Source organism: Alteromonas sp. ALT199 (genome assembly GCF_018619335.1).
In the GTDB taxonomy this organism is placed as follows: Bacteria; Pseudomonadota; Gammaproteobacteria; order Enterobacterales; family Alteromonadaceae; genus Alteromonas.
Genome location: NZ_JAHHDX010000137.1, coordinates 1 through 23,529 on the forward strand (window position 1 = coordinate 1; position 23,529 = coordinate 23,529).

Below are 23,529 nucleotides of genomic sequence, written 5' to 3' on the forward strand. Positions count from 1 at the left end.
AAACTATTAATTTATATAAGATAAATATTTATAGTTCAAAGTGGCGAATTAAGCATTTGTGACTAATACTTACCTGATGTAAATGTTCGGACACACAAGCTCATGTTTGCCGCAGACTGTTCAAATGCTCAAATGTCGTTATAGACGCAGTCAAAGAAAGTAGAGAACGGTGAGTAAACATTCACACAGACTCCAGAGGACAGATGATGAAAAAATGGATTCTTGCAGCAGGATTGTGCTGCAACATTGCAATCGCTGATGTAGCGGTTATCGTGCACCCCAGTAATGGCGATTCATTAGACAAAGACAGCATTAGCCGGCTTTTCTTAAACAAAGCAAAAGCATTCCCAAGCGGTACGCAAGCAGAACCTGTTGCACTAGCGGAAGGCCAACCTGCTACTGATGAATTCAACGGCAAAGTATTGAATAAATCATCAGCGCAGCTTACTGCATTCTGGTCAAAATTAGTATTTACCGGTAAAGGCCAACCTCCAAAAGCACTGGGTAGTGATGCAGATGTTATATCTGCAGTTGCAAGCAACCCTGGGGCTATTGGTTATGTCGACGCTGGCTCTGTTAACGATAGCGTACGTGTTGTCGCTACCTTCTAACTTACCGTTAATACAAAAGAATTTAAGGAACACGCATGAAAACCAAATTAGCTATCTTATCAATGGCAGGCCTTTTGGCTACTCCAGCAATGGCTGATATCCAAATCAACGGCTTTGCCAACCTCATTGCTGGTATGACACTAGACGATGACGAGTCAGTGTACGGCTATGACAGCGATTTTAATTTCGACCCTGCAAGTGTTTTTGGCCTTCAGGTTCGTGGTGATGTAAGCGACAAACTTTCTGCTACTGCTCAGCTAGTAGGCCGCGGTAGTGAAGACTACGACGCTGATTTTGAGTGGGCGTACATGACCTATGTGTTGAACAATAACTTCAACATCAGTGCAGGTCGCCTACGTATGCCGCTTTTCAAATACTCAGCATCACTTGATATCGGTTATTCGTATCATTGGCTAACACCACCTGATGCGGTGTACGGTATCGATTTTAACAACATCGACGGTGTGCGCGTAGACTATATGAACTATTCGGGTGACTGGGAGTACGGTGCACAGCTTACGGTTGGTCGAGTAGAAGCTGACACTACTATCTCTGGGACGCCTGCGGCACTAGAGCTTAAAAACGTGGTCGCCGTTTCATTTGAAGCCACTCGCGATTGGTTCAGTGCTCGTACTTTATTTGCACGTGGTTCGACTAGCGCCGCTAATAATGAATTCGACACGTTTATAGCTGGCATGTCGGCGTTTGGCCCGGTTATCCCAACCGCAGCCACTTCGGCCGAAGGCTTCAGCGTTAATGACGATACTGGTACTTTCTTTGAAGTAGCGGTTGATATCGATAAGTATGATTGGTTTGTAGGTGCTGAATTTACACAAACTGAAGTTGATGGTTCTGTTATTGCTGATAACAAAGCATGGTATGTTACCGCTGGAATGCGCTTCGGTAAGTTCACGCCGCACATTACCTATGAAGTAGAAGAAGCGGACAATGCGAATCAGCTAGGCTTAGTTGCTGCACTACCTTCAACTATTGCTACCGGCGACCCGGTTACTGACGCGACTTGGGCTACTATTTATCAAGGTGCTGCTGGTATCGCTGCTCAACAAGAGTTAGATGTATCTGCTTTAACCGTTGGTCTTCGTTACGATGTTGAACCAGGCTTTGCACTTAAGACTGATGTAACTTGGTACTCGGACGACCTAAATGATCTAAACGATGCAACACTGCTTAAAGTTGGCGTAAATTATACGTTCTAACTACCTAGGTGTAGCCCTTCATCTTTGTGGGGCTACATTTCGTTAAAGATTTTCTGTTTTAGGTAGATAACTTAGGTAGATAGACAAACTTGAGTGCGACGCTTTTCTAGGTAAAACTGAAAAGGCGGTTAAGCGATTATAAAAAACAGTGGGACAGCTGATGAACTTTCTTAAAAAAATGCCAATTGCGACTAAGATCTTTTTGATACCGGGGATCGCAGCGCTTAGTTTTATCATTTACTTGCTTATCACCGTGTACACAGCACTCAACAATGGCGCAACGCTAGAGAAAGTTCAAAAAGTTCAATTTCCTGCTTTACAGTTATCAGCATCTACACTCGTCGATATGCAAAAAGTACGAGATACCCTTTCAAGCGCTGTGACGACAGGGGATCAAGATACTCTTACTGTTGCTAAAGATTTAGCTGAAGAAACGAATAACGGTCTTGAGCAAATAGCAAGTATAAGTCCAGATTTTCGTTCAAATATTTCTCGCATATCATCTGGCTTCGATAACTACTTTAACGTTGCCTACGACGTTTCACAGTCGATGGTTGATGGTACTGCAGATTTTAGTCGTTTGGGTGATCTCTCTGCTCAAATGAACCAGTCTTATGACGGTGTAATTGCTGCAATGACACAGTTTCGCGATGCGCAACAAGCAGCGTTTGAAAAATCGTTCGAAAATACAGATAGTGCGAACACATCGCTTATTAGCACAGGCGTTGTTTTAGCGATTGTCGTAACTATCTTGCTGTTTGGTACTGCAGTACCGATTGTTCGGGGTATTAAGCAAAGCATTGATGATGTGGTTCGTTCGCTAAAAGATATTGCTCAAGAAAACGGCGACCTTACTGTACGTATCGAAACAAAAAGCGAAGATGAAATTGGCGAATTGGTATATTGGTTTAATCAATTCATGGACAAACTTCAAGGCGTTGTTCGTGATGTAGTAGAGGCAAGTCTACCGCTTTCTAATTTGGCACAGAACTTACGCGGTGTAACGGAAGAAACCCAGCGCACTATTGATGTACAGCAAAAATCTGCGACCAACGCTAAAAGTGCTGTGGACACCATGAGCGGTTCTGTTGATGGTGTTGCACACAGTGCTGCGCAAGCGGCAAGTGACGCGAATGAAGCAACTACAGCAGCTAGCGAAGGCCGTCAAATTGTGCAACAAACGGTTGTTAGTATTCAGCAACTTGCTGAGAACGTACGCGAAACCGCTGACGTTATCGCACGCTTAGAGTCTGATTCAAATAAGGTTGGCTCGGTGCTAGACGTCATTAAAGGCATTGCAGAGCAAACCAACCTGCTAGCGCTTAACGCTGCTATTGAAGCAGCTAGAGCCGGTGAACAAGGTCGAGGTTTTGCGGTAGTAGCTGATGAAGTGAGAACGCTTGCTTCGCGCACACAGCAGTCTACAGAGGAAATTCAAAGCACGATTGAACAGCTTCAAAGTGCGGCTCATTCAGCCGTTGAAGTAATGGCTCGAGGAACAGAACAAGCATCTAGTAGTGTGGAAACAGCGAACAAAGCGGGAAGCAGCTTAGAAACTATTACTAGCACTATTGGGCGTATCAACCAAATGAACGAGCAGATTGCTCATAACACCGAAGATCAGCGTACAGTGGCGGTGGATATCGTACGCCACGTTGATGAAATCCATGAGCGTACGGAGCAAACGGCAAGCCGTTCAGGTGAACTAGGCAGTATGTGTAATGAGCTTGCTGACCTTGCACAACATCTTGAATCAATCGCTAAACAGTTTAGGGTGTAAGTTGTAGATAGTTCAATATAGTGAATTGAAAGCCTCCGAATGGGGGCTTTTTTGTAAGCGCAGGCTTTTAATGGACAATTAGTTTTTACTACGTAGCGCAAAATTTAAGTAAAAAGAATGCATAAAAAAATCCCCAGCAGCGCTGGGGATTTTTAATCAAGGTAATATTTTTTCTATTCGTCTAAGAAGCTGCGTAGCTGCTCAGAACGGCTAGGATGGCGAAGCTTGCGAAGTGCTTTCGCTTCAATCTGACGGATACGCTCACGGGTAACGTCAAACTGCTTGCCTACTTCTTCAAGCGTGTGGTCAGTATTCATATCAATACCGAAACGCATACGTAGTACTTTCGCTTCACGAGCCGTTAGGCCGGCTAGTACTTCTTGCGTTGCGCCTTTTAAGCTGCCGCCAGTTGCTGAATCGAGGGGCTGGATAATGGTGCTGTCCTCGATAAAGTCGCCAAGATGTGAATCTTCATCATCGCCGATAGGGGTTTCCATCGAGATTGGCTCTTTAGCAATTTTAAGTACTTTACGAATTTTATCTTCAGGCATTAACATGCGCTCTGACAATTCTTCAGGCGTAGGTTCACGACCCATTTCCTGAAGCATTTGACGAGAGATACGGTTTAGCTTGTTAATCGTTTCAATCATGTGCACAGGAATACGGATAGTACGTGCCTGGTCAGCAATTGAACGAGTGATTGCCTGACGAATCCACCATGTAGCATAAGTTGAGAACTTATAACCACGACGGTATTCGAACTTATCTACCGCCTTCATCAGACCAATATTACCTTCTTGGATAAGGTCAAGGAACTGAAGACCGCGGTTGGTGTACTTCTTCGCAATTGAGATTACAAGACGAAGGTTAGCTTCAACCATTTCTTTTTTCGCACGACGCGCTTTCGCTTCACCAATCGACATGCGACGGTTAATGTCTTTAATGTCAGCGATAACCAAGCCAGTTTCTTGCTCGACTTGATTCATCTTACTAATGCAGCGTTCAATCTCTTCTTGGTTAACCGCAAGTTCTGGTGCGTAAGGCGCACCTGATTTAACGGCTTCGTGTAACCAAGCTGTAGAGGTTTCATTACCCGCAAACGCTTTGATGAAATCTTTCTTAGGCATCTTCGCGTTAACAACGCAGAACTTCATCACTAAACGTTCTTGAATACGTACCTTATCCATCATCGCACGCATGTTTTTAACCATGCGATCAAATTGCTTAGGAACGAGACGGAACTCTTTAAACACATCACTTAATGCATTAATTTGCGTACGAGAATCGGCGTGAGAACGGCCTTTCTTTTCGATAACTTCACGTGTCTTGATATACTGCTCACGAAGCTCAGAGAAGCGCTCGCGTGCTAACTCTGGGTCAACGCCGCTGTCGTCTTCATCGTCGTCGTCATCGTCATCATCGTCGTCTTCATCATCTAATTCTTCTTCAGATAACTCAGAACCAACGTGTGTAGCTGTCGGAGCAATATCTTGCTCTTCGTTAGGATCAACAAAGCCGGAAATGATATCGCTCAAGCGAATCTCTTCAGCTTCAAAAAGGTCCCACTGGTCTAATAGATAAGTGATGGCTTCTGGATATTCAGCAACTGAACATTGTACCTGGTTAATACCATCTTCAATTCGTTTAGCGATTTCAATTTCGCCTTCACGGGTTAGAAGCTCAACCGTTCCCATTTCACGCATGTACATACGCACTGGGTCAGTTGTCCGGCCAATTTCACTTTCTACAGTAGCAAGTGCTTGAGCTGCCGCTTCTGCAGCATCTTCATCAGCATTTGCTTCTTGCATGAGAAGTTCATCTGCATCAGGAGCTGATTCAGAAACTTGAATTCCCATGTCATTAATCATGCGGATTATGTCTTCGATTTGATCAGAATCGACAATATCTTGCGGCAGGTGGTCGTTTACTTCTGCAAAGGTTAAGTAACCTTGCTCTTTACCTTTTGCAATCAGGAGTTTAATCTGAGACTGCTTGCTTTGCGCCATATAACCTACACTTCTCACATTCAATTAGTTAGCAATAGAAAAGACAACATACGTCTAGGTATGTTCCCCGTTCTGCTGTAGTACTGCTTTGTATCAAGGCCGTTAATGCTCGATGCCACGCTGGTCTAAACCATTATGTTGCGATGCACATCTGCTCGGGTTTGGATTTGCCCGTTATGTTCGGCTATATCTTTGCTACTCGCGTTGCTGCATTTTTGTTCACTTTAAAATGAACTGAGCATAATTATCTATGCCCGCAGCGAATTAGCCAGTATAGCAGAATAAGCGGTGGTTTTACCAGATTGATGGCCGATTTTTTAGCCAGTGCTTTTTAACTACTTACACCGAATGCATAGATTCACCTTGAAAGTAGTTGTAACGTAAAAAGCTAACTACACAAGAACAGATTAACCCTAAGTAATTTTACCTTCAGGTTAACTTTTCTGTTTTTCCCTCATAAGCAGGTTCAATTCCTGTTTTTCCGCTTGGGTTAGCGGCTGAACCCGCGAACGTGAAATTAAGGTTTCAATGCGGCTATCGAAATGCCCGTCCAGTAAGCGAGCGAAGCTGTCGTTATAAACCCGTTCAGCATCCTCGTCTTTAACCAAGTGTTCTTGTAACAATAATTTCGCGATAGTAGAAGAATGGGGATGGTCGCGGAAATTTTCAACAAGCTGCGCTGTTTTAGCTTGTGGGTGACTTACACAATAGCGGTGCACGTCGCGCAATAAATCCATGCCTGCTGCATTGCTACCTGCGAAAATATCAATCTGCACGTCTTCGCAGAGTGTCGCTAATTCAGGTTTATCAAGCAGTAAACGTATTAGCATGCGAAGTGGGGATAGTTTAGGCTTGTTTACTTGGTTGCGGTTAGGTGAATAAGCTTGCTTCGAGCCTTGATTGGCTTTAGTAATATCCTGCTGAAGTTTAAACCTGTCGAATTCACCAGTGTGCTTGGCTAATTCTTCAAGTAGCATTTGCTTTTGATCGTCGCCTAGGGTGCTCTCGATAAGAGGCATTGCCGTTTTTTTAAGTGCAATTTTACCTTCCGGCGTGCCTACATTGTGAGTTTTTAGTAAGTTCTCAAAGAAGAAGCGAGATAGCGGCATAGCGTTATCGAGCATTTCCATGAAAGCATCTTTACCTACTTGGCGTACCATAGTGTCTGGGTCTTCGCCGTCAGGTAGAAATAAAAACGAAATACGCACACCGTCTTTTAATGAAGGTAGGGCGTTCTCCAACGCACGCCATGCCGCTTCACGCCCAGCTCTATCACCGTCGTAACAGCATACTATGTGAGACGTGGCGCGAACCAGCATCTGAATGTGTTCAGGTGTAGTTGCCGTACCAAGTGCTGCAGTGGCAATGTTAATATCGAACTGACTGAGCGCCACCACATCCATATAGCCTTCAACAACGACAACGGTATCTAGGGTACGGTTGTTCTGACGCGCTGAATAAAAACCAAAAAGTTCGCTACCTTTATGGAAAATACGAGTTTCTGGCGAGTTTAAATACTTAGGTCCACCGTCATCTAATACACGACCACCAAAGCCAACGACGCGACCTCGTTTATCTCTTATTGGAAACATAATGCGGTCGCGGAAGAAATCGTAGGTACGCCCTTGGTCGTTGCGATTGACCAGCTTTAAATCGACGAGCTGCTTTATGCGCTGGGGGTCTTTCCCAAAAGTATTTAGTAAAGCATCCCAGCTGTCAGGGGCGTAGCCAATTTCCCATTGCTTGACGATATCACCACTGAGCCCACGGTTCTTTAAATAGTCGATGGCTTTCTTACTATTTCCATTTTGGCGTAATTGGTGCTGGAAAAATCGAGCAGCTTGTTCCATTACTGCGTAGTCATCTTGCTGCTGCTGCTTTTTCTCTTCGCTCATGGCAGGGCGACTGCCTTTTTCACGAGGTACTTCAAGCCCGTGATAACGTGCTAGTTCTTCGATAGCCTCAACAAACTCAAGACGGTCGAATTCCATAATAAAAGAGATAGCATTGCCGTGAGCACCACAACCGAAACAGTGATAGAACTGTTTATCTTGGCTTACGGTGAAAGAAGGCGACTTTTCATTGTGGAAAGGGCAGCACGCTTGGTAATTTTTCCCTGCTTTTTTAAGTTTCACGCGGCTATCTACCACTTCTACCACATCGGTACGTGACAGTAAGTCATCTATAAAATCGCGAGGTATTTTTCCAGCCATGAAGGTATTTTCAAAAAGGGTTAGAGAATCACATGTCGTAACAGCCTTTAAAAAGACAAGTTACAATGTGATGAAAACTGCGAGCTACTGTAACAGGGAAGTGTAAAAATGAGAACAACGAAGGTGTGGCAATGCACACCTTCAACATGCTTCACTTTAACAAAGGGAGTGCTTAAGCGTTCAAACGCGCCTTAATTTTTGCACTCAGTGCGCCCATGTCGGTTCGGCCTTGAACCTTAGGTTTCAACGCACCCATTACTTTACCCATATCCTGCATACCAGACGCTCCGGTCGCTGCCATGGTTTCATCAATAAGTGAATTTAATTCATCGTCAGTCAAAGGCTGCGGCAGAAAATCCTCAATGTAAGTGATTTCTTCGCGCTCTTTGCTGGCTAAATCGTCGCGATTTGCTGCGTCGAACTGCGACGCTGCGTCTTGGCGCTGTTTAACCATTTTGGTTAACACCGCTAAGATTGCGCTATCGTCTAGCGTAATTTGTTCATCGATTTCTTTTTGCTTAATGGCAGCCATTGCCATACGAATAGTACCAAGACGTACTTTTTCTTTTGCTCGCATCGCATCTTTTTGCGCTGCTTTTAAATCATCAATTAGTGCCATGAAGCTTCCTGATTTTTATTAGTAGATTGCTTATACCAATCCGCATAGAGCATTGTCCACTAAAAAGGCGCTGGCAAGCTTCATAGCGAAGCGTGGGAATGCAGGAATAATACTCCCTTTCAAATTCCCGGAATGAAGCTAGAAAGCTTGCCAGACCTTCCCGAAGGGCAAGTTTAAAATGTCCGTACTCTTTGTTGTGTCACTTTGATGTAGAACCACTATACCTGCGGTAACACGCCGTGATTACGAACATTTTAACTCTCGCTGAGAGGGTAATGATCTATGCGGACTGGTACTATTAAGCCCCAGGTTGAAAATCAAATGCAACCATTTGAAGGGGATCAAACCGAATATTCTTGGAAATAAAAGATTGCCAACAAAATAGAGGCCCAGAAACGCGAAAGGTGCTGCAATTGCAACACCTTTCAGACTCGTTACTTAACCCTAATATTAGTAGAGTTTTACGCGACGTGCGTTTTCACGAGCTAGCTTCTTAAGATGACGCTTCTTAGCGGCAGCTTTCTTGCGCTTGCGTTCCCAAGTTGGCTTTTCGAAGAATTCACGACGACGAACTTCAGAAAGAACACCTGCTTTTTCACAAGAACGCTTAAAACGACGCAGCGCCACATCAAACGGCTCGTTTTCTCTAACTTTAACGATAGGCATTAAACACTCACCTCAAAACTTTTACTGTGTAAATCCGGGTAAAATTGTGCGCTAAAAAGGCCACCCGGGTTAAAAATGGTGCGAAATTCTAATCATATCTACAGAGAAAGTAAAGGATGAATTGCTAAAAAATAGCCAATATTGTGCATTTACCGTTCATTTACCTGTTTACTGGCATTCCATGAATGCTGTATTAAAGGTAAACTCTGCGCTCGTTAATCACCAAGTTGTTTAACTCGGCTCGTATAAGCGCCCTTTTTCAGAATGTTATTACGCTGAATTCCCTTTTGAAATACGTATATGATCAAAAGTGAAATTGAACGATCCTGAATAGGGTAGTGTTATGATCGCGGCAGGATCATAAAGATGATCCTGTCAGATCGCCAGAATTATTTTCTCAGTTTTTGATATTAGCGTCAGCGTAATTGTTTGTACCTCTGTTGCGAACTCCTAGCGCGTCAAGAAGTATGAAAGCTGAGCATAGAATTTAGTAGTAAAAAAGGGTTGCTCCCCATGCGTATTTTAGGAATAGAAACATCTTGTGACGAAACTGGCATCGCCGTCTATGACGATGAAAAAGGCTTGTTGTCGCACGAACTATATAGTCAAGTTAAGCTGCACGCTGATTATGGCGGCGTAGTGCCCGAACTTGCTTCACGGGATCACGTGAGAAAAATCATTCCTTTAATTGAAAAGGCTATGGAAGATGCTAATACACAGCCATCAGACATTGATGGTGTCGCCTTTACCCAAGGCCCAGGTTTAGTTGGCGCATTATTGGTTGGCTCATCGGTAGGGCGTTCGTTGGCCTACGCATGGAAAGTGCCCGCTGTAGGCGTGCACCATATGGAAGGGCACTTGCTGGCGCCTATGCTGGAAGAAAACGCTCCAGAATTTCCTTTTGTAGCGTTATTGGTGTCAGGCGGTCATTCAATGCTAGTTAAAGTGGAAGGCATTGGTCAGTACGAAGTACTTGGTGAATCTATTGATGATGCGGCAGGCGAAGCGTTTGACAAAACGGCTAAATTACTTGGTCTTGATTACCCTGGCGGCCCTCTTTTAGCAAAATTGGCTGAAAGGGGAGAGGCTGGGCACTACAAATTCCCTCGTCCGATGACCGATAGACCAGGCTTAGATTTCAGTTTTAGTGGCTTAAAAACCTTTGCTGCTAATACCATTCGCGGTGCTGACCTAACAGGTAAGGACGCTGAACAAATCAAAGCAAATATTGCTTACGCGTTCCAAGAAGCAGTCGTTGATACGCTCATTATAAAATGTAAGCGAGCGTTGAAACAAACAGGTATGAAGCGTTTGGTTATTGCTGGCGGTGTAAGTGCAAATACTATGCTACGTAGTGAGATGAAAGCCCTGATGCAAGAGCTAAAAGGTGAGGTGTTTTACCCTAGCTTAGCGTATTGTACAGACAATGGCGCCATGATTGCCTATGCGGGTATGCAGCGATTGAAAGCTGGGGAAACCTTAGCCTTGTCATCGCAAGCCAAACCACGCTGGCCCCTTGATACCTTGGCAGCAATTTAAAAACGCCAGTTGGTCAAAGGCGGTTGTAGTTTCAAGAACATTGTTAAAACGATAGCGCTTATCATTATCCGTACAAGACAGATATTGAGTACAATGAGCAGGTAAAACGGACAAAATATAAGTAGAGGGCAATGGGATTAAACCCATTGCCTTTTGTTTTATTATGATAAACATCGAATAAGGACGTAAGTAAGCATGTGCTTAAAAAATGACGGAACAAAAAAGAATGTATCGCTGTTCTACATGGCTTTGTTAATATTTATTTCACTTTCGTTTGCAGCGCTGCCCGCGTCTAGTGTATTCGCTTCTAACAACCTCCTTTCAAAAGAATCAGTACAAGACTTAAATCAAGAGCGACAAAAACAACAAGATCAATATGTCGTGCTGATTTCCCTTGATGGATTTCGCCACGACTATATTGAGTTACACAATGCCGAAAACCTTGGCGCCATTGCAAAAAAAGGGGTAAGGGCTACGTCTATGACCCCTGTTTATCCGTCGAATACCTTTCCCAACCATATTTCGTTGATCACAGGGCTGCTTCCTAAACATCACGGCATTGTGAATAACCGTTTTTATGATAAATCACGCCCTACAAAAGACGGTTATGCAAAATATCAATTAGGCTATGGCGGAATGGATAGCACATGGATTACGGCAACGCCGCTATGGAACTTAGTGGAGTATCACGGTATGAAGGCTGCGACCTTCTTCTGGCCAGAATCTGATGCACGTATATCAGGTAGCTTACCGAGCTACTTCTACCACTATTCAAAATATGCCGATTACCAACAGCGCGTCGACCAAATAATAAATTGGCTTAAACTGCCTGATGTGTCTCGCCCTCGCTTCATTGCTGGTTATTTCTCGCTTACCGATTCTGTAGGGCACGATGAAGGGCCTTTTGCCGATAGAACCAATGATGCGGTTCAAGAAGTTGATGCGCTTATTGGTCAGCTATATGAACGCATTAATGCTTTAGATTTACCTGTAAATTTAGTGGTGGTTTCAGATCACGGTATGACACCTATCGATGAAAGTCAGCGCATTGAAGTGGAGTCTTTGTCCATACCCGAAAACTTCATTATTGAAAATGAAGGGGCGCAAGTACATTTGTATGCAAGAGAAGGTGTGTCTGATAGCCAAATTGCCAATGAAATTGAGCGCCTTCAAGAAATTGCGGTAAACCGCTACATAGTGCTAAACGATAGGCAGCGCGCTGAACGACATATGGAAGTGGGAAATAGAACAGGCGATATCATTATTGAAATTGCTCCACCGGCACGCTTTAAAAACGCCAATAGCATGCATACTAGTAAAGGAGGGCATGGCTACCTGAATACGTTGCCAGATATGGGGGCGACGTTTGTCGCAGTAGGGCCCGCGTTTAAAACGAATACCACCTTACCCGAATTTAGCAACTTAGAAGTTTATCCAGCACTGGCAAGAATACTCGGCATCACGCCTGTTACACCGATAGACGGAAAGTTGGACGTGCTAGAAAAAGCGCTTACTCTTTAACCTTTCCTTTATCCCATACTTTACTTTCATTGCCCGCTAAAAGGCGGGTAATGTTGTCTTTATGGCGTAAAATAATAAGCAGGGAAAGCATTGCCACCGGTACTGTGTACAAAGGCTTTATTAAAAACGTAAATAGAGGCGCAAGAGACACCGCAATAAGCGCACCTAATGAAGAATAGCCGGTAAGAAATACCACCACCACCCAGCTTAGAACAAGCAACCCGGCTAAATCGAGCCCAATAGGCAACATGGCGCCAAACGCGGTAGCAACGGCTTTACCGCCTTTGAAACCAAAATAAAGCGGAAATATATGGCCTAAACACGCAAAGATAGCAATTATGCCAAGCATTATAGGTTCTATACCCAAAAAATAGCTGCCGTACACGGGGATAGTGCCTTTTAAAATATCCATAACGAGCACAAGTAGCGCAGGAATACGACCACCTAACCGGTACACATTGGTTGCTCCAGGATTTTTCGAGCCAGCGGTCCTCGGGTCGGGTAAACCGAATAATTGGCTGATAACCACAGCACTTGATAGTGAACCCAAGAGGTAGGCAACAGCAGCCATTAAAAGCGTTAGCGAAATCATTTATTCATTCTAGTTATCAAAAGCGTTTTAGAAGCGCTACCCTCTGTCAGGTTTCACTTCTCTTGTGGGAGTTTAAAGGCTTGCGTCCTATTAAATTACCAAACCTTGGTTGCCCCCAGTTGTCATACAGCGGTATAGTTGTGCTACACAAGCGTAAAGCTACTCCATCCAAACGCGATATACCACAGTTTACCAGCAATATGTGGTTGAAAGCGCAGTAGTAAGACCAGTATTTAAGCCAAAAAGTAGGGCAATGAACTGGTTTGATAACAGACAAGATGAAAAAATTCCATGGGAAAAATTTATATAACAGGGCTTGAAGTAGACACCCTGATTGGTGTTTATGATTGGGAGCGAGTAAGAACCACCCAGCTACTGCTTGATGTAACACTAGATGTTGACTTAAGCGCGGCGATGCAAAGTGACGATGTGGCTGACACGGTAGATTATGCGAAAGTAGCCGAGTGTATTGTAGAAGTCGGCAAAGAAAGTACGTTCGAACTACTTGAGGCTTTCGGAAGCAAGGTTATGGACACCGTACTTGCTCAGTTCTCGGTTGCATCAATAACGCTAAAAATCGTTAAACCTAATATTCTTCCTAATGCTCAAACCGTTGCCGTTGAAATGCGAAAAGAGCGCAACTAATGTCTGAACATACCATTTTAATCAGCATTGGTTCTAATATTGAGCGCGAGCATTATACTAGACAGTCTTTGGTTGCCCTAAAACAACACTTCTCAGATGTTTCAGTGTCTTCCGTTTATGAGAGCGAAGCCGTTGGGTTCAACGGCAGCCCTTTTTATAACGCTGCAGCACGGGCGACAACGTTGAAAAGTGTTGAAGAAGTGTGTGCAATACTGAAGGCGATTGAGAAAGACAATGGTCGAGTGCATACCGATAAAAAATTCTGTGCTAGAACCCTTGATCTCGATTTGCTTACCTATGATAGTAAGGTAACCACATCCCCTGTGGTTTTGCCTCGCGAAGAGATTTGTTACAACGCGTTTGTGCTTTGGCCGTTAGCTGAACTTGTTCCCGACGACATTCACCCTGAAACGCAAGAAACCTATGCCCAAATGTGGCAAAACTTTGATAAACAGAAACAGCAATTATGGCCAATTGACTTTACTTGGAGTTAAGCAAAGGAATGACACTTTTTGAAATTATTATTTTAGCAATTATACAGGGCGTTACTGAATTTCTTCCCATTAGTAGCTCTGGGCATTTGTTGTTACCTGCTGAGCTTTTCGGTTGGGTAAGCCAAGGTTTGGCGTTTGACGTAGCCGTACATGTTGGAAGTCTTCTGGCGGTTATGATCTATTTTCGTCAAGAAATAGGGCAGATGACAGTAGCTTGGGTGACACAAGGTTTTACTAAACAACAATCTACCGACAGTAAACTCGCGTGGTACGTTATTGTGGCGACTATTCCAGCGGTCATCATTGGCTTTTTGATGAAAGGCTGGATAGAAGACAATGCGCGTACGGCATTGGTAATTGCGGGTACCACCATCATTTTTGGTTTGCTTTTATGGTATGCCGATTCGACAGCAAAGCGGGAACAAGAGCTTGAAGGCCTAACGCTAAAACAAGCCATTTATATCGGCTTAGCCCAGGTGTTAGCGTTAATTCCCGGGACATCTCGCTCGGGAATAACTATGACTGCTGGCTTGATGCTGGGGCTAAAGCGCGAAGCCTGTGCGCGTTTTTCCTTCTTACTGTCTATACCTGTCATCTTAGGGGCAGGGTTGTTAGCCACCTTAGATTTATTTAAAGCTAATGAAGCCGTCGATTGGTATGCGCTGCTTTATGGCGCAGCATTTTCATTTGTAAGTGCCTACCTTTGTATTTATTTGTTCCTAAGCTGGATATCCCGTATCGGCATGCTGCCTTTCGTTATCTATCGCTTAGCGTTGGGCGTAATACTTCTATGGTTTGTTTTCGCATAAGGCAAGGCTTTTGGGCGAGTAAAAACACCGTAATTTAGACTTTGTTATTGCGTTGGCGCGAGTACAATCGATAATCGCTAACGCAATAGATAAACACCTGATTAGAAAGGAATGTGAGACATGGCAGAAACAATATTTGATAAAATTATCAGCAAGGAAATTCCAGCAGACATATTGTACGAAGACGAGCTAGCGCTGGCGTTTAAAGATATCAACCCTCAGGCTCCAACTCACTTTCTGGTTATTCCGAAAAAGCAAATTGCCACGGTAAATGATATTGCTGAAGAAGATCGCGAAGTAGTGGGGCACTTGTCATATGTGGCGGCAAAAATTGCCAAGGAGCAAGGGTTTGCCGATCAGGGCTTTCGTACTGTTATGAACTGTAACGAATACGGTGGCCAAACCGTATATCACATTCACCTTCATGTATTGGCAGGTAAACCACTAGGCTGGCCTCCGTATACTGAGAATATGAAGCAACACGTAGAGTAACGTTTTTGCTTAAAGAAAAAAAATGCCGCCCTTTATTTAAAAGGCGGCATTTTTAGTTGCGCTACAGATAAGTGAGCTAAATAATTGAAATTGAATGGCTTATTCAGCAAGCCCTAGCACTTTCTTACCTTGATTGAAGTGAATATCAACCGGGATGCTGGCCGCTTCTAAGCGCGCTAAATCTGACGCAAGGTCAGGCTTAATTACACCCATAGTTTCTACTAGCTTCGCCACACCGTCGTAATCGCCGTCACCTTGCAGTGTAAGGATTAATTCAGATAGCGCTTCTACTGCTGCGCCCATCTTCTGCATATTTACGCGATACATACCGTCTTCTGTTTTTTCGAAGGCGCCTTGCTGTGCAAAGAAGTTAAAACGAATCATATTCGCCTTGCCGTGAGCAGAGCTTGCACCGAAACGCACTGAACGGAAAATTCCCGCCATAAAAGTAACGTAATAGTCTTCCAGTGTTCCTTCGGTAATTTCACCTTTTTCTAGAAGGCTTTGTACCATGTACAAACCTAGAATATCGGCTTTGCCCTCTTCTAGCGCTGAGGCATGTTCTTTAAGTGCGCCGCGCACGGTACCCGAACCGTTTAAGGTATTTTTAATGCCAAGACCATGAGCCACTTCATGAAACATGGTGTTTGCGAAAAAGGCATCAAACGTAATGTGTTCACGTTGCTCAGGCACAATTAGCGTATCTGCAATAGGCACCAAAATAGTATCGAACTTAGCGCGCATTGCGTTTTTAAGCTGTAAGCGGCGGGTTCCCTTTTCTAATTGTACGCGCTCGTCATTTGGCAGGTTAATCGCAATGGTTTTACTACCAGCATTAGAGTGGCCTGCGTAATAAATAACGTCGTACGCGTTAAGGTCTGCATCAGAGCCAGGCATCTCAGCTTTGTATGCATCAGCAACAGGAAGGCCTTGCTGTAGCTCAGGTAGGAAAGCCGCGTACTTAGCCAGTTTCTCACTCCACGCTAAATCTTTAATAAGCACGTAGGCTTCAAATGCTGCGCGGTAACCGTATAGCTGGTCTTCATAGCTTTCAATAGGGCCAATAACTAACTCAACAGGGTTAGTCTTCATGTCCATCCAGGCCATATCAGAAGCAAGGTAGTCGTTAGACAACAGAGCCTCAGAACGAAGCTGTAAATATTGTTTAAAGCTTTCGTTTTCAGCCAGCTCAGACGCTTCCTTAAGCAAATCAGATGCCTTCATTAATTCGCTTTTAAACGCTTCAGAGTAGGGCACTGAATAAAGGTTGCCTGCTTCATCGCGCTTTACCATAGAATAAAGGCCTTGTTTGTCGGCAAAGTCAGCCGTAGCAAATTCTTCCTTTTCCATATCATGAGGGTAAAACTCAGCACCTAGGGTTTTGTCAGCGTAGCCGCTGATAAACGGTGTATCACCATTAAGACGATCCCAAGGCCCATAGTTTATGGCGGCAAAGTGACGGACCTTTTCGTCGTTTATTGAAGCAAGGAAAGCATTCTTATCTTCAAAAAACGCCTGTTTCCAAAACAAATCGTCCATAATTTTCGATGCATCTATTAAAAGTGAAAGCATTTTATGTTGGTTGTCACTAAGGTGTGACAAATCACTGGTAAGGTCTACACCGTGATAAATAGACAAGCGAGACTCGTCAATAAGTAAGGTTTGCTCTTCAGCGGTTTCAGGCTGTGCTGTTTGAGTTTGTGTTGTATCAGCACTTTTACTGCACGCAGTCAGCATAAATAACCCTGCTATAGCAGCAGCAATAGGAGAGTAAGTTGAAATCGTTTTTTTCATAATGGCTTTTTACCGTGTCGTTTAACCGTATTTCTACAGCAGTTGGTGCGGTGAATAGGTAGCTCACCATAGCTATGCTTTTGATTTAGTACAAAAGTATGAAAAAAATTTGCTTAAAATCAATAGTGGTTTGCTACTAGTTGTCTATACTTTAGAAAGCTTTGGTTGCTCTGTCGCTCCGAAAATTGGCTTCAATAGTTGCTAATTTTAAGTTGGCTGAAACTAAAGCGCTACTATAGTATGGTGATAGAAATACCATAATAAAACAATAAACGGTTTGTATTTTTGCGTAACACATATTTGACTCAAACGAGTAAACGCAGGGAATGCAACATACAAACAATGAACCTTTATCGGCAAAAAAATGGCGATCAAGGTGATTGGTCGTTAGAGCAAAGTATTGCCTTAACGGGGCTATTTGGAACTTCCTAAGGGTAGAAAATATGTCTACACAGAACGCGCTTTCAACTATCTTAATAGAAAAAATTAATAACGATACACTGGTCCTTCCTACACTTCCTGCTATTGCTCTGAAAGTGCGTAAAGCAGCTGATGATCCCGATATTAACCTTAATGCAATGGGCGAGGTTATCGGACAAGACCCATCACTAAGTGCAAGAATGATCAAAATTGCTAACAGCGCTTACATGGGGCGCAGCGTTAAAGTAACGTCTATTAGTCAAGCTGTAACACGTATAGGCCTACGACAAATTAAGAATATTTCTACGGCACTGGCAATGGAGCAGCTATTCGTATCGAAAAACGACATCGTTGCTCGTTACTTGCAGCAGGAATGGGCGAATACGGTAAATATTGTTGCAGGTGCAATGGCGGTATTACAGCTTTATATTGCTCGTACCAAAAAGCGGGAAATGAGCATGGATACTATGACCTTGGCTGCTTTGGTCCATAATATTGGTGTATTGCCTATTCTGACCGAAGCAGAACGCCACCCTGAAGTGTTTGCTAATCCTTCGTTTCTTGAAGTAGCAATCGATAAACTAGCAGGTCGAATTGGCGCAAGCATAATGAGAGAATGGGGCTTTGGCGAAAACTTCGTTAATGTTGCTAAAAACTGGAAAGATTTAAGTTACCTTCCTGATGAAATAGATTATATCGACTTTGTTCGTGTAGGTGCTGCAGTCTCGGGTGCAGCAAGCAGTCAAAAAGACGCTATTCTTAACTTAGCTATTCAGCGTGGTGTGGTTGAAGATATGGGTGAGCTTCACTCTGATGAGTTTGAAGAGCTTACAAGCGCAGCGAAGCAAATTTTCTTGTAAGAACTTTAAGCTAGAACTAGCTAAACAAATGCTCTAAGGCCGATATTGAAGCAACGCTTCTTATCGGCCTTTTGCTTAGAAGAAGACAGTAACAACTAAAAGCTTAAAGTAAACAAATACGGTTACGCGTTATTAGGTTTCTTTTGAACATAAAGCAACAATAAACCTAATCCCAACCCCCACACCGCAGATGTCATGGAAAATAAACTAAAACCGGACGCAGTGCACAACATGGTAAGCAGCGCAGGGGCTCTGTGATGCTCTACTTCCATAGCGCGAACTACTGCTCCTTGTAGTGTAGCCAAGAGTGCTAGCCCAGCAAGAAGGTGAATGATGATACTGGGCATACTGACAAACAACGCAACGACCACCGACGCTAATAGCCCCATAAACAAATAGGCCACGCCAGCGGCTATGGCTGCTCTGTAACGTTCTGATTTTTTGCTATCTGCTTGCTCCCCCATGCACAATGCCGCTGTAATAGCTGCTAAGTTAAAGGTAAAACCACCGAACGGCGCTAAGAGAGCTTGTACAATAGCAATTCCTGATAAAATGGGTTTGTGATCGGGCGTATAGCCATGAGCGTGATGAATAGCTATGCCAGGTAAGTTCTGGGAAAGGGTAGTAATTAGAAAAAGGGGAAATGCTAACCCAACAGCAGCACTTAGTGAGAAGCTGGGTGTTACCCAAACGGGCTCGGGCAGTGTCAATGCTGATAATATTCCGGATGACGACCCTGGTGATATTTCTGGTGACATTTCTGGTAAAAATACCGATGGGTCGCTCGGTAAAGAGGAATACTCATTTGAGCTTCCCATAAGCAGACTAATGACCACCGACATAACCAGTAATAACAGCATAAGGTAGCGGGGAAATAGTCGGCTTCCTATTAAGTAAGCCGCAAGAAATAACGCGACTAAATGAGGCGCCTCATTAACATCACTGAATATAGCAAGGCATATAGGTAAGAGAATACCGGCCAAAAGGGCTGATGAAATTGCAGGAGGAATTCGACTGATGTGTTTAAGCAAGCTGCGGCTTTGCGCTGTTATTAGAGAAAGTAGAGCACATAGTATAAATGCACCAATGGCTTCGCTTAGACGGTAGTCACCGATACTTGTTAGCAAAAAAGCCGCCCCAGGCGTAGACCACGCGGTAACCACGGGCAGTTTCGAGAGCCATGAAAAAATAATACAGGTGATGCCCATTCCTAGCCCAAGTGCAAACAACCAGCTTACAACCATGTCTTCGCTGGCGCCGGCTTTGCGCGCCACATCAATGATAATGACAACAGAGCTGCTATAACCTACCGTGACGGCGGTTAACCCAGCGCTAATATGGCTTAGCTTCCATTTGCTCATGAAATTACCCGTGTTTGAACTGATTACGCGATAAAAACACGCTTACAGTGTTTAACCCATATTTATCTTTAATTTTGCTATTTTATTAAGTTGTGCGTTATAACGTACAGGATTTAACATATCACTTGTGCGCTATAACGCACAAGTGCTTTCGTAGTACCTGCGACAAAACAAAAAGGCTCAGATAACATGACAAAAGCGAATGCGCAGCCTTCGGCTATTTCAAAAAATATTGCAAGACAATTGCAGTCTGTTCGTAAAGCGCGGGAGCTTTCTCTCGATAAAACAGCCAAATTGACGGGGGTATCTAAAGCCATGTTAGGGCAAATAGAGCGTGGCGAGTCGAGCCCTACCATCGCGACACTATGGAAAATAGCCACAGGCCTTGAGTGTTCGTTTTCATCCTTTTTGTCCAATGATATTACTGAACCTACCTCTCAACACGCCGACAATAAGTTCGCTAACGACCCAAATGTCACAATTAAAACGCTATTTCCGTTTAATCCCGCCACTCAGTTTGAGATGTTCGAGCTTTGCTTGACGGACTTTCATGAGCAGCACTCTTCGGCCCATCAATTAGGCGTAACCGAACATATTCATGTACTACAGGGAAAGTTAGGGGTTTTGCAAGATGGGCAGTGGAATACTTATCAGGCGCTTGAGCAATGTATATTGCGCGCAGATCAGCCCCACGGGTATCGAGACGAATTAGGGGAAACGCGCTTTGTAGTGGTTATTCACTATCCTACCTAAGCGGCAGGGCAACCTACTTGAAAAAACTGCACAGTCTTTACAAGCCGCTTGCCAATGAAAAAACGCAAGTTAACTAAAAGGAGTACTTCAGTGATACTGCCGAAAAGCCTAACCGCCCCACGGCAATTAGGCCTTGAGATAACGCTAGGCTATCCTTCTCATTCGGCTACTACTTAATGTACTCTCCACTCGCTTACAAACTATCGTCGTTAAGATTAAGCGCACCACGAAGAAAATTAAGCAGAGTACAAATTTCGGCTGACATCAGCGCAAACTCTGCATCAAGACGTGCTTCTACTTGATCTTTTGGCACATCGTCAGTTTCTTCTTTAATGCGGTCGGTGAATTTAATGCGTTTAATGGCACCGTCTTCACACATAATCGCCGTAAGCGTTTCTGCATATTCGAATGCAACCTTTTGAACCAGTTTACCAGCATCTAGGTGAATACTGATTTCTTCGCTGTCTAGTGGCTGGTTCTTACAGCGAATAACGCTGCCTGTGTCATCGGTAGATTTAAGTTCGGCTTCTTCAAGTAAACCTACGCCTTCTGGGGTTGATTCAGTAACCCAATGCGTAAGTTCACTTTGCAAGCTTCTGCGCGTAAATGGCACAACGGGTAGCGAACCTATGGCTTTTCTTACCATAGCCAAAAAGGCTTCGGCTTTGCCGTCAGATGAGGCGTCAACCACCACCAAATTGTCGGCAAGCGAGATGAAACCGTGAGTGTAGGTGTTTTTTGTAAAGGCCTGGGGCAGCAAGCGAGTTTGAATTTCTTGCTTAAGGTCTGCTTTGGCTTTTTTGCCAACCGGCGAACCTGTTTCCATTTCAATTTTAGCCACCATTTCGTCAAGCTCGGCGTTTACCACTGCACCGGGTAAAATCTTTTCTTGTTTCTTAAGCGTTATCCAAAAACGCTGCTGAACAACGTGAAACATGGTGCCTTGCTTACCAGCTTGAGAAAACGGAGAGGCAAAGCCCATGGTTGCCAAATCTTGACTGCCACACGGGCGGAAGGCATGCTCATTTAGGACTCGCTCTAAATCACCCTCGTCTAGCGATAACGGCTGCGTAATTTGATAGGCTTTTACATTTTTAAACCACATAGTTTAAGCATTCTCTTGATAAAAATAGGGCGCAAGCGTACCAACGTAAGACTTGCGGTGCAATTGAATAAAGGGTTGTTAGATATTAGTGCTGGTTGATTTTTGGTGTACAGCAAAGATCAACTAGCACTAGAAAGCGCGCTTGTTGTGCGCGCTTCAGATTGAATATAGTAAAAATGACTAGACACTCTTTTTCGGAAAACGAATAGTGTATTGTAAGCCGTTGCCGAGTGTACTGTCGGCTTCAATATGACCATGCAATGACTGCGTAACTAGGTTGTACATAATATGAGTGCCTAGACCACTGCCACCTTCTCCGCGTTTAGTAGTAAAAAACGCATCAAACAATTTACTTAGCTCTTCCTCGCTTAAGCCTCTGCCGTTATCTTGATAGCGAATAACAACATTATCTGCATCTTCTTTTACATCAAGCGTTACTGTGCCAGCAACTTTGCCTTCAAAGCCATGCATAAGCGAGTTAACAACCATATTGGTAACAATCTGTGCAATAGCGCCGGGGGCGCAGGTTACAACTAAATTGTCAGGGCAAGTTACGTTTATCTGGTGTTCGGTTTGCTTAAAACTTGGCTTGAGCGACTGAATGATCTCGTTAATGTAATCGCCTAATACAAACTCGCGCTCAGTTTCACTGGTTTGGTCAACGGCCACCTGTTTAAAGCTGGCAATAAGGTCTGAAGCGCGTTCTAAGTTACTTAAAAGTAACACCGCAGTTTGCTCTGCTTCGTCAATAAAGCATGACATATTCTTACTCGTCAGGCTTTTATCTTCAAAATCAGTCTTTAAGTTGTTAAGTCGCTCCTGAAGAAAACTGGCCGCGGTAACGCTTACGCCTAATGGGGTGTTCACGTCGTGTGCAATACCGGCAACAAGCCCGCCAAGAGACGCCATACGTTCTGACTCTACCAGTTGTTCTTGTGCGTGACTGAGACTATCCATTGAACTGGCAAGTTCTTGATTACGTTTGCGCAGTTCGGCTTCTATATATTGGCGATTTTCGTTCTCCTGACGAAGCTCCCGCTGATGGGCGATAAGTTCATCTTTTTGCTGCTCCAAATCGAGCATAATTTGTGACAATGACGCCGTTTTTTTAGCCACTTCCTGTTCTAGAATAAGGTTTTGATCGTCTAATTTCTTGTTGGCGAGGGTTAGCTCACTTTGCGTATCTTTGAGTTTGTCATTTGAAACAATAAGGTCATCAATAACTTGATTATAAGATTCTTTAAGTTGCAATAACTCATTGTCATCATCGAGCTTTATGCTTAGTTTACTTTCTTCAGGGTGCAGTGGGTCAAAATTACCCATTTGCTCAGTCATGGTTTGCAGCGGCTCAGAGAGCATGGTGCGGAAAGCTGTCATAAATAAGAATACAAGAAAGGTTGTTTTTACTATTGCATTGCCGATAAGGAAAAACACGCCCACCTCAATACGGCTAAATATAGTATCGAAACTCGAATACAAGGTAACGTCACCAACGGTGGACTCTCGACCCGAAAACTTAAACACTAATGGAAAGCTGTAGCTGAATACGCCACCGGAGTGGTCTTCTATTATCTCTTGGTCAACAGGTGCAGGCGAGCGCTGCGCCCGAATGCCGTACTCAGCAATGTAGTTGCCATTCTCACCACGAACTTGAAGCCCTTCAACAATAGGCAATGACATCAGGCCTTCGGCGATGGCACGTACTTGGTCATTGTTAAGCTCCCACAACGCGCGAGTAAGACTAGATGAAAAGGTATTTTTTAACGTTTGAAGTTCGCCTTCAACGTGATTTTTAGTACTGAGGTATTCTGTGAAAATTTGACCTACTGTCACAAGCAACGTGAGAGCAAAGTATACTGACAATACTCTTGCTAAGAGCTTCCTTGATAACCCTGTCTTGACCGCTGCCATAGAAAAAACACCCCTGTTACATCAGACTTGTACGTTGCCCACACCCATGGCGAGACTGTCATTTTAGATTACTAATGTATTAGTAATTGCGACAGTTCAAGAATATGCGTAAATGTATTAA

20 protein-coding genes are annotated in these 23,529 nt (G+C 43.8%); 11 read left to right on the forward strand and 9 right to left on the reverse strand.

The features are described 5' to 3' along the window. Positions 1 to 206: 206 nt before the first annotated feature. The 3 genes from KL866_RS15170 to KL866_RS15180 all read left to right on the forward strand — a co-directional run bounded on the left by KL866_RS15170 (position 207) and on the right by KL866_RS15180 (position 3,608). Complete coding sequence (locus KL866_RS15170; protein ID WP_025256551.1) at positions 207 to 611, forward strand: phosphate ABC transporter substrate-binding protein; 405 nt, start codon at positions 207 to 209, stop codon at positions 609 to 611. A gap of 35 nt (positions 612 to 646) precedes the next feature. After that, a complete protein-coding gene (locus KL866_RS15175; RefSeq protein WP_025256550.1) occupies positions 647 to 1,828 on the forward strand; it encodes a hypothetical protein in 1,182 nt (393 codons plus the stop codon). Positions 1,829 to 1,988: 160 nt separating this feature from the next. Beyond that, the gene (locus tag KL866_RS15180; protein WP_025256549.1) at positions 1,989 to 3,608 is read left to right on the forward strand and encodes a methyl-accepting chemotaxis protein; all 1,620 of its coding nucleotides are present in this window, start codon (positions 1,989 to 1,991) and stop codon (positions 3,606 to 3,608) included. Positions 3,609 to 3,781: 173 nt separating this feature from the next. On the opposite strand, the gene rpoD is transcribed toward KL866_RS15180, so the two are convergent. The 4 genes from rpoD to rpsU all read right to left on the reverse strand — a co-directional run bounded on the left by rpoD (position 3,782) and on the right by rpsU (position 9,112). After that, on the reverse strand, positions 3,782 to 5,614 hold the full coding sequence (gene rpoD / locus KL866_RS15185) for an RNA polymerase sigma factor RpoD (protein WP_025256548.1): 1,833 nt from the start codon (positions 5,612 to 5,614) through the stop codon (positions 3,782 to 3,784). Between the two features lie 434 nt (positions 5,615 to 6,048). Continuing rightward, positions 6,049 to 7,827 carry a DNA primase gene (gene dnaG, locus KL866_RS15190; protein ID WP_025256547.1) on the reverse strand — a complete coding sequence of 593 codons (1,779 nt, stop codon included), beginning with the start codon at positions 7,825 to 7,827 and terminating at the stop codon, positions 6,049 to 6,051. 172 nt (positions 7,828 to 7,999) lie between these two features. Further along, the gene (locus tag KL866_RS15195; RefSeq protein WP_025256546.1) at positions 8,000 to 8,446 is read right to left on the reverse strand and encodes a GatB/YqeY domain-containing protein; all 447 of its coding nucleotides are present in this window, start codon (positions 8,444 to 8,446) and stop codon (positions 8,000 to 8,002) included. A 450-nt stretch (positions 8,447 to 8,896) separates the two neighbouring features. Continuing rightward, positions 8,897 to 9,112 (reverse strand): 30S ribosomal protein S21, encoded by a 216-nt coding sequence (rpsU, locus tag KL866_RS15200; RefSeq protein WP_012517258.1) that lies wholly within the window; start codon positions 9,110 to 9,112, stop codon positions 8,897 to 8,899. A gap of 513 nt (positions 9,113 to 9,625) precedes the next feature. Here rpsU and tsaD point away from each other — a divergent pair. Together tsaD and KL866_RS15210 are read left to right on the forward strand one after the other, a co-directional pair. Next, a complete protein-coding gene (tsaD, locus tag KL866_RS15205) occupies positions 9,626 to 10,651 on the forward strand; it encodes a tRNA (adenosine(37)-N6)-threonylcarbamoyltransferase complex transferase subunit TsaD (protein WP_025256545.1) in 1,026 nt (341 codons plus the stop codon). A gap of 195 nt (positions 10,652 to 10,846) precedes the next feature. Then, complete coding sequence (locus KL866_RS15210; RefSeq protein ID WP_025256544.1) at positions 10,847 to 12,172, forward strand: ectonucleotide pyrophosphatase/phosphodiesterase; 1,326 nt, start codon at positions 10,847 to 10,849, stop codon at positions 12,170 to 12,172. Here the strand turns inward: KL866_RS15210 and plsY are convergent. Further along, positions 12,162 to 12,764: a glycerol-3-phosphate 1-O-acyltransferase PlsY gene (gene plsY / locus KL866_RS15215; protein WP_025256543.1), complete on the reverse strand. Its 603-nt coding sequence runs from the start codon at positions 12,762 to 12,764 to the stop codon at positions 12,162 to 12,164. The genes KL866_RS15210 and plsY overlap by 11 nt on opposite strands. Positions 12,765 to 13,055: 291 nt before the next feature. Here plsY and folB point away from each other — a divergent pair, with 291 nt between their 5' ends. The 4 genes from folB (at position 13,056) to KL866_RS15235 (ending at position 15,204) form a co-directional block, all read left to right on the forward strand. Next, positions 13,056 to 13,409, forward strand: a complete 354-nt coding sequence (gene folB, locus KL866_RS15220) for a dihydroneopterin aldolase (RefSeq protein WP_025256542.1) — start codon at positions 13,056 to 13,058, stop codon at positions 13,407 to 13,409. Then, entirely contained in the window at positions 13,409 to 13,903 is a 495-nt protein-coding gene (gene folK, locus KL866_RS15225) for a 2-amino-4-hydroxy-6-hydroxymethyldihydropteridine diphosphokinase (RefSeq protein WP_025256541.1), read from the forward strand. Before folB ends, folK begins: the two co-directional genes overlap by 1 nt. An 8-nt stretch (positions 13,904 to 13,911) precedes the next feature. Continuing rightward, positions 13,912 to 14,712, forward strand: coding sequence for an undecaprenyl-diphosphate phosphatase (locus tag KL866_RS15230; RefSeq protein ID WP_214995803.1), 801 nt, complete (start codon positions 13,912 to 13,914; stop codon positions 14,710 to 14,712). Positions 14,713 to 14,832: 120 nt separating this feature from the next. Next, the gene (locus KL866_RS15235; protein ID WP_025256539.1) at positions 14,833 to 15,204 is read left to right on the forward strand and encodes a histidine triad nucleotide-binding protein; all 372 of its coding nucleotides are present in this window, start codon (positions 14,833 to 14,835) and stop codon (positions 15,202 to 15,204) included. A gap of 99 nt (positions 15,205 to 15,303) precedes the next feature. Here KL866_RS15235 and KL866_RS15240 read toward each other — a convergent pair whose 3' ends face one another. After that, positions 15,304 to 16,998: a dipeptidyl-peptidase 3 family protein gene (locus tag KL866_RS15240; RefSeq protein ID WP_025256538.1), complete on the reverse strand. Its 1,695-nt coding sequence runs from the start codon at positions 16,996 to 16,998 to the stop codon at positions 15,304 to 15,306. Between the two features lie 443 nt (positions 16,999 to 17,441). On the opposite strand from KL866_RS15240, the gene KL866_RS15245 reads away from it, so the two are divergent. Beyond that, positions 17,442 to 18,278, forward strand: coding sequence for an HDOD domain-containing protein (locus tag KL866_RS15245; RefSeq protein WP_025256537.1), 837 nt, complete (start codon positions 17,442 to 17,444; stop codon positions 18,276 to 18,278). Between the two features lie 122 nt (positions 18,279 to 18,400). Here KL866_RS15245 and KL866_RS15250 read toward each other — a convergent pair whose 3' ends face one another. Next, entirely contained in the window at positions 18,401 to 19,639 is a 1,239-nt protein-coding gene (locus KL866_RS15250; RefSeq protein ID WP_025256536.1) for a benzoate/H(+) symporter BenE family transporter, read from the reverse strand. 189 nt (positions 19,640 to 19,828) lie between these two features. On the opposite strand from KL866_RS15250, the gene KL866_RS15255 reads away from it, so the two are divergent. After that, positions 19,829 to 20,392: a helix-turn-helix domain-containing protein gene (locus KL866_RS15255; RefSeq protein WP_025256535.1), complete on the forward strand. Its 564-nt coding sequence runs from the start codon at positions 19,829 to 19,831 to the stop codon at positions 20,390 to 20,392. A 193-nt stretch (positions 20,393 to 20,585) separates the two neighbouring features. Here the strand turns inward: KL866_RS15255 and rdgC are convergent, their stop codons facing one another. Next, complete coding sequence (gene rdgC / locus KL866_RS15260; RefSeq protein WP_025256534.1) at positions 20,586 to 21,497, reverse strand: recombination-associated protein RdgC; 912 nt, start codon at positions 21,495 to 21,497, stop codon at positions 20,586 to 20,588. A 180-nt stretch (positions 21,498 to 21,677) separates the two neighbouring features. Then, the gene (locus KL866_RS15265; protein WP_025256533.1) at positions 21,678 to 23,408 is read right to left on the reverse strand and encodes a HAMP domain-containing sensor histidine kinase; all 1,731 of its coding nucleotides are present in this window, start codon (positions 23,406 to 23,408) and stop codon (positions 21,678 to 21,680) included. Positions 23,409 to 23,529: the final 121 nt, after the last annotated feature.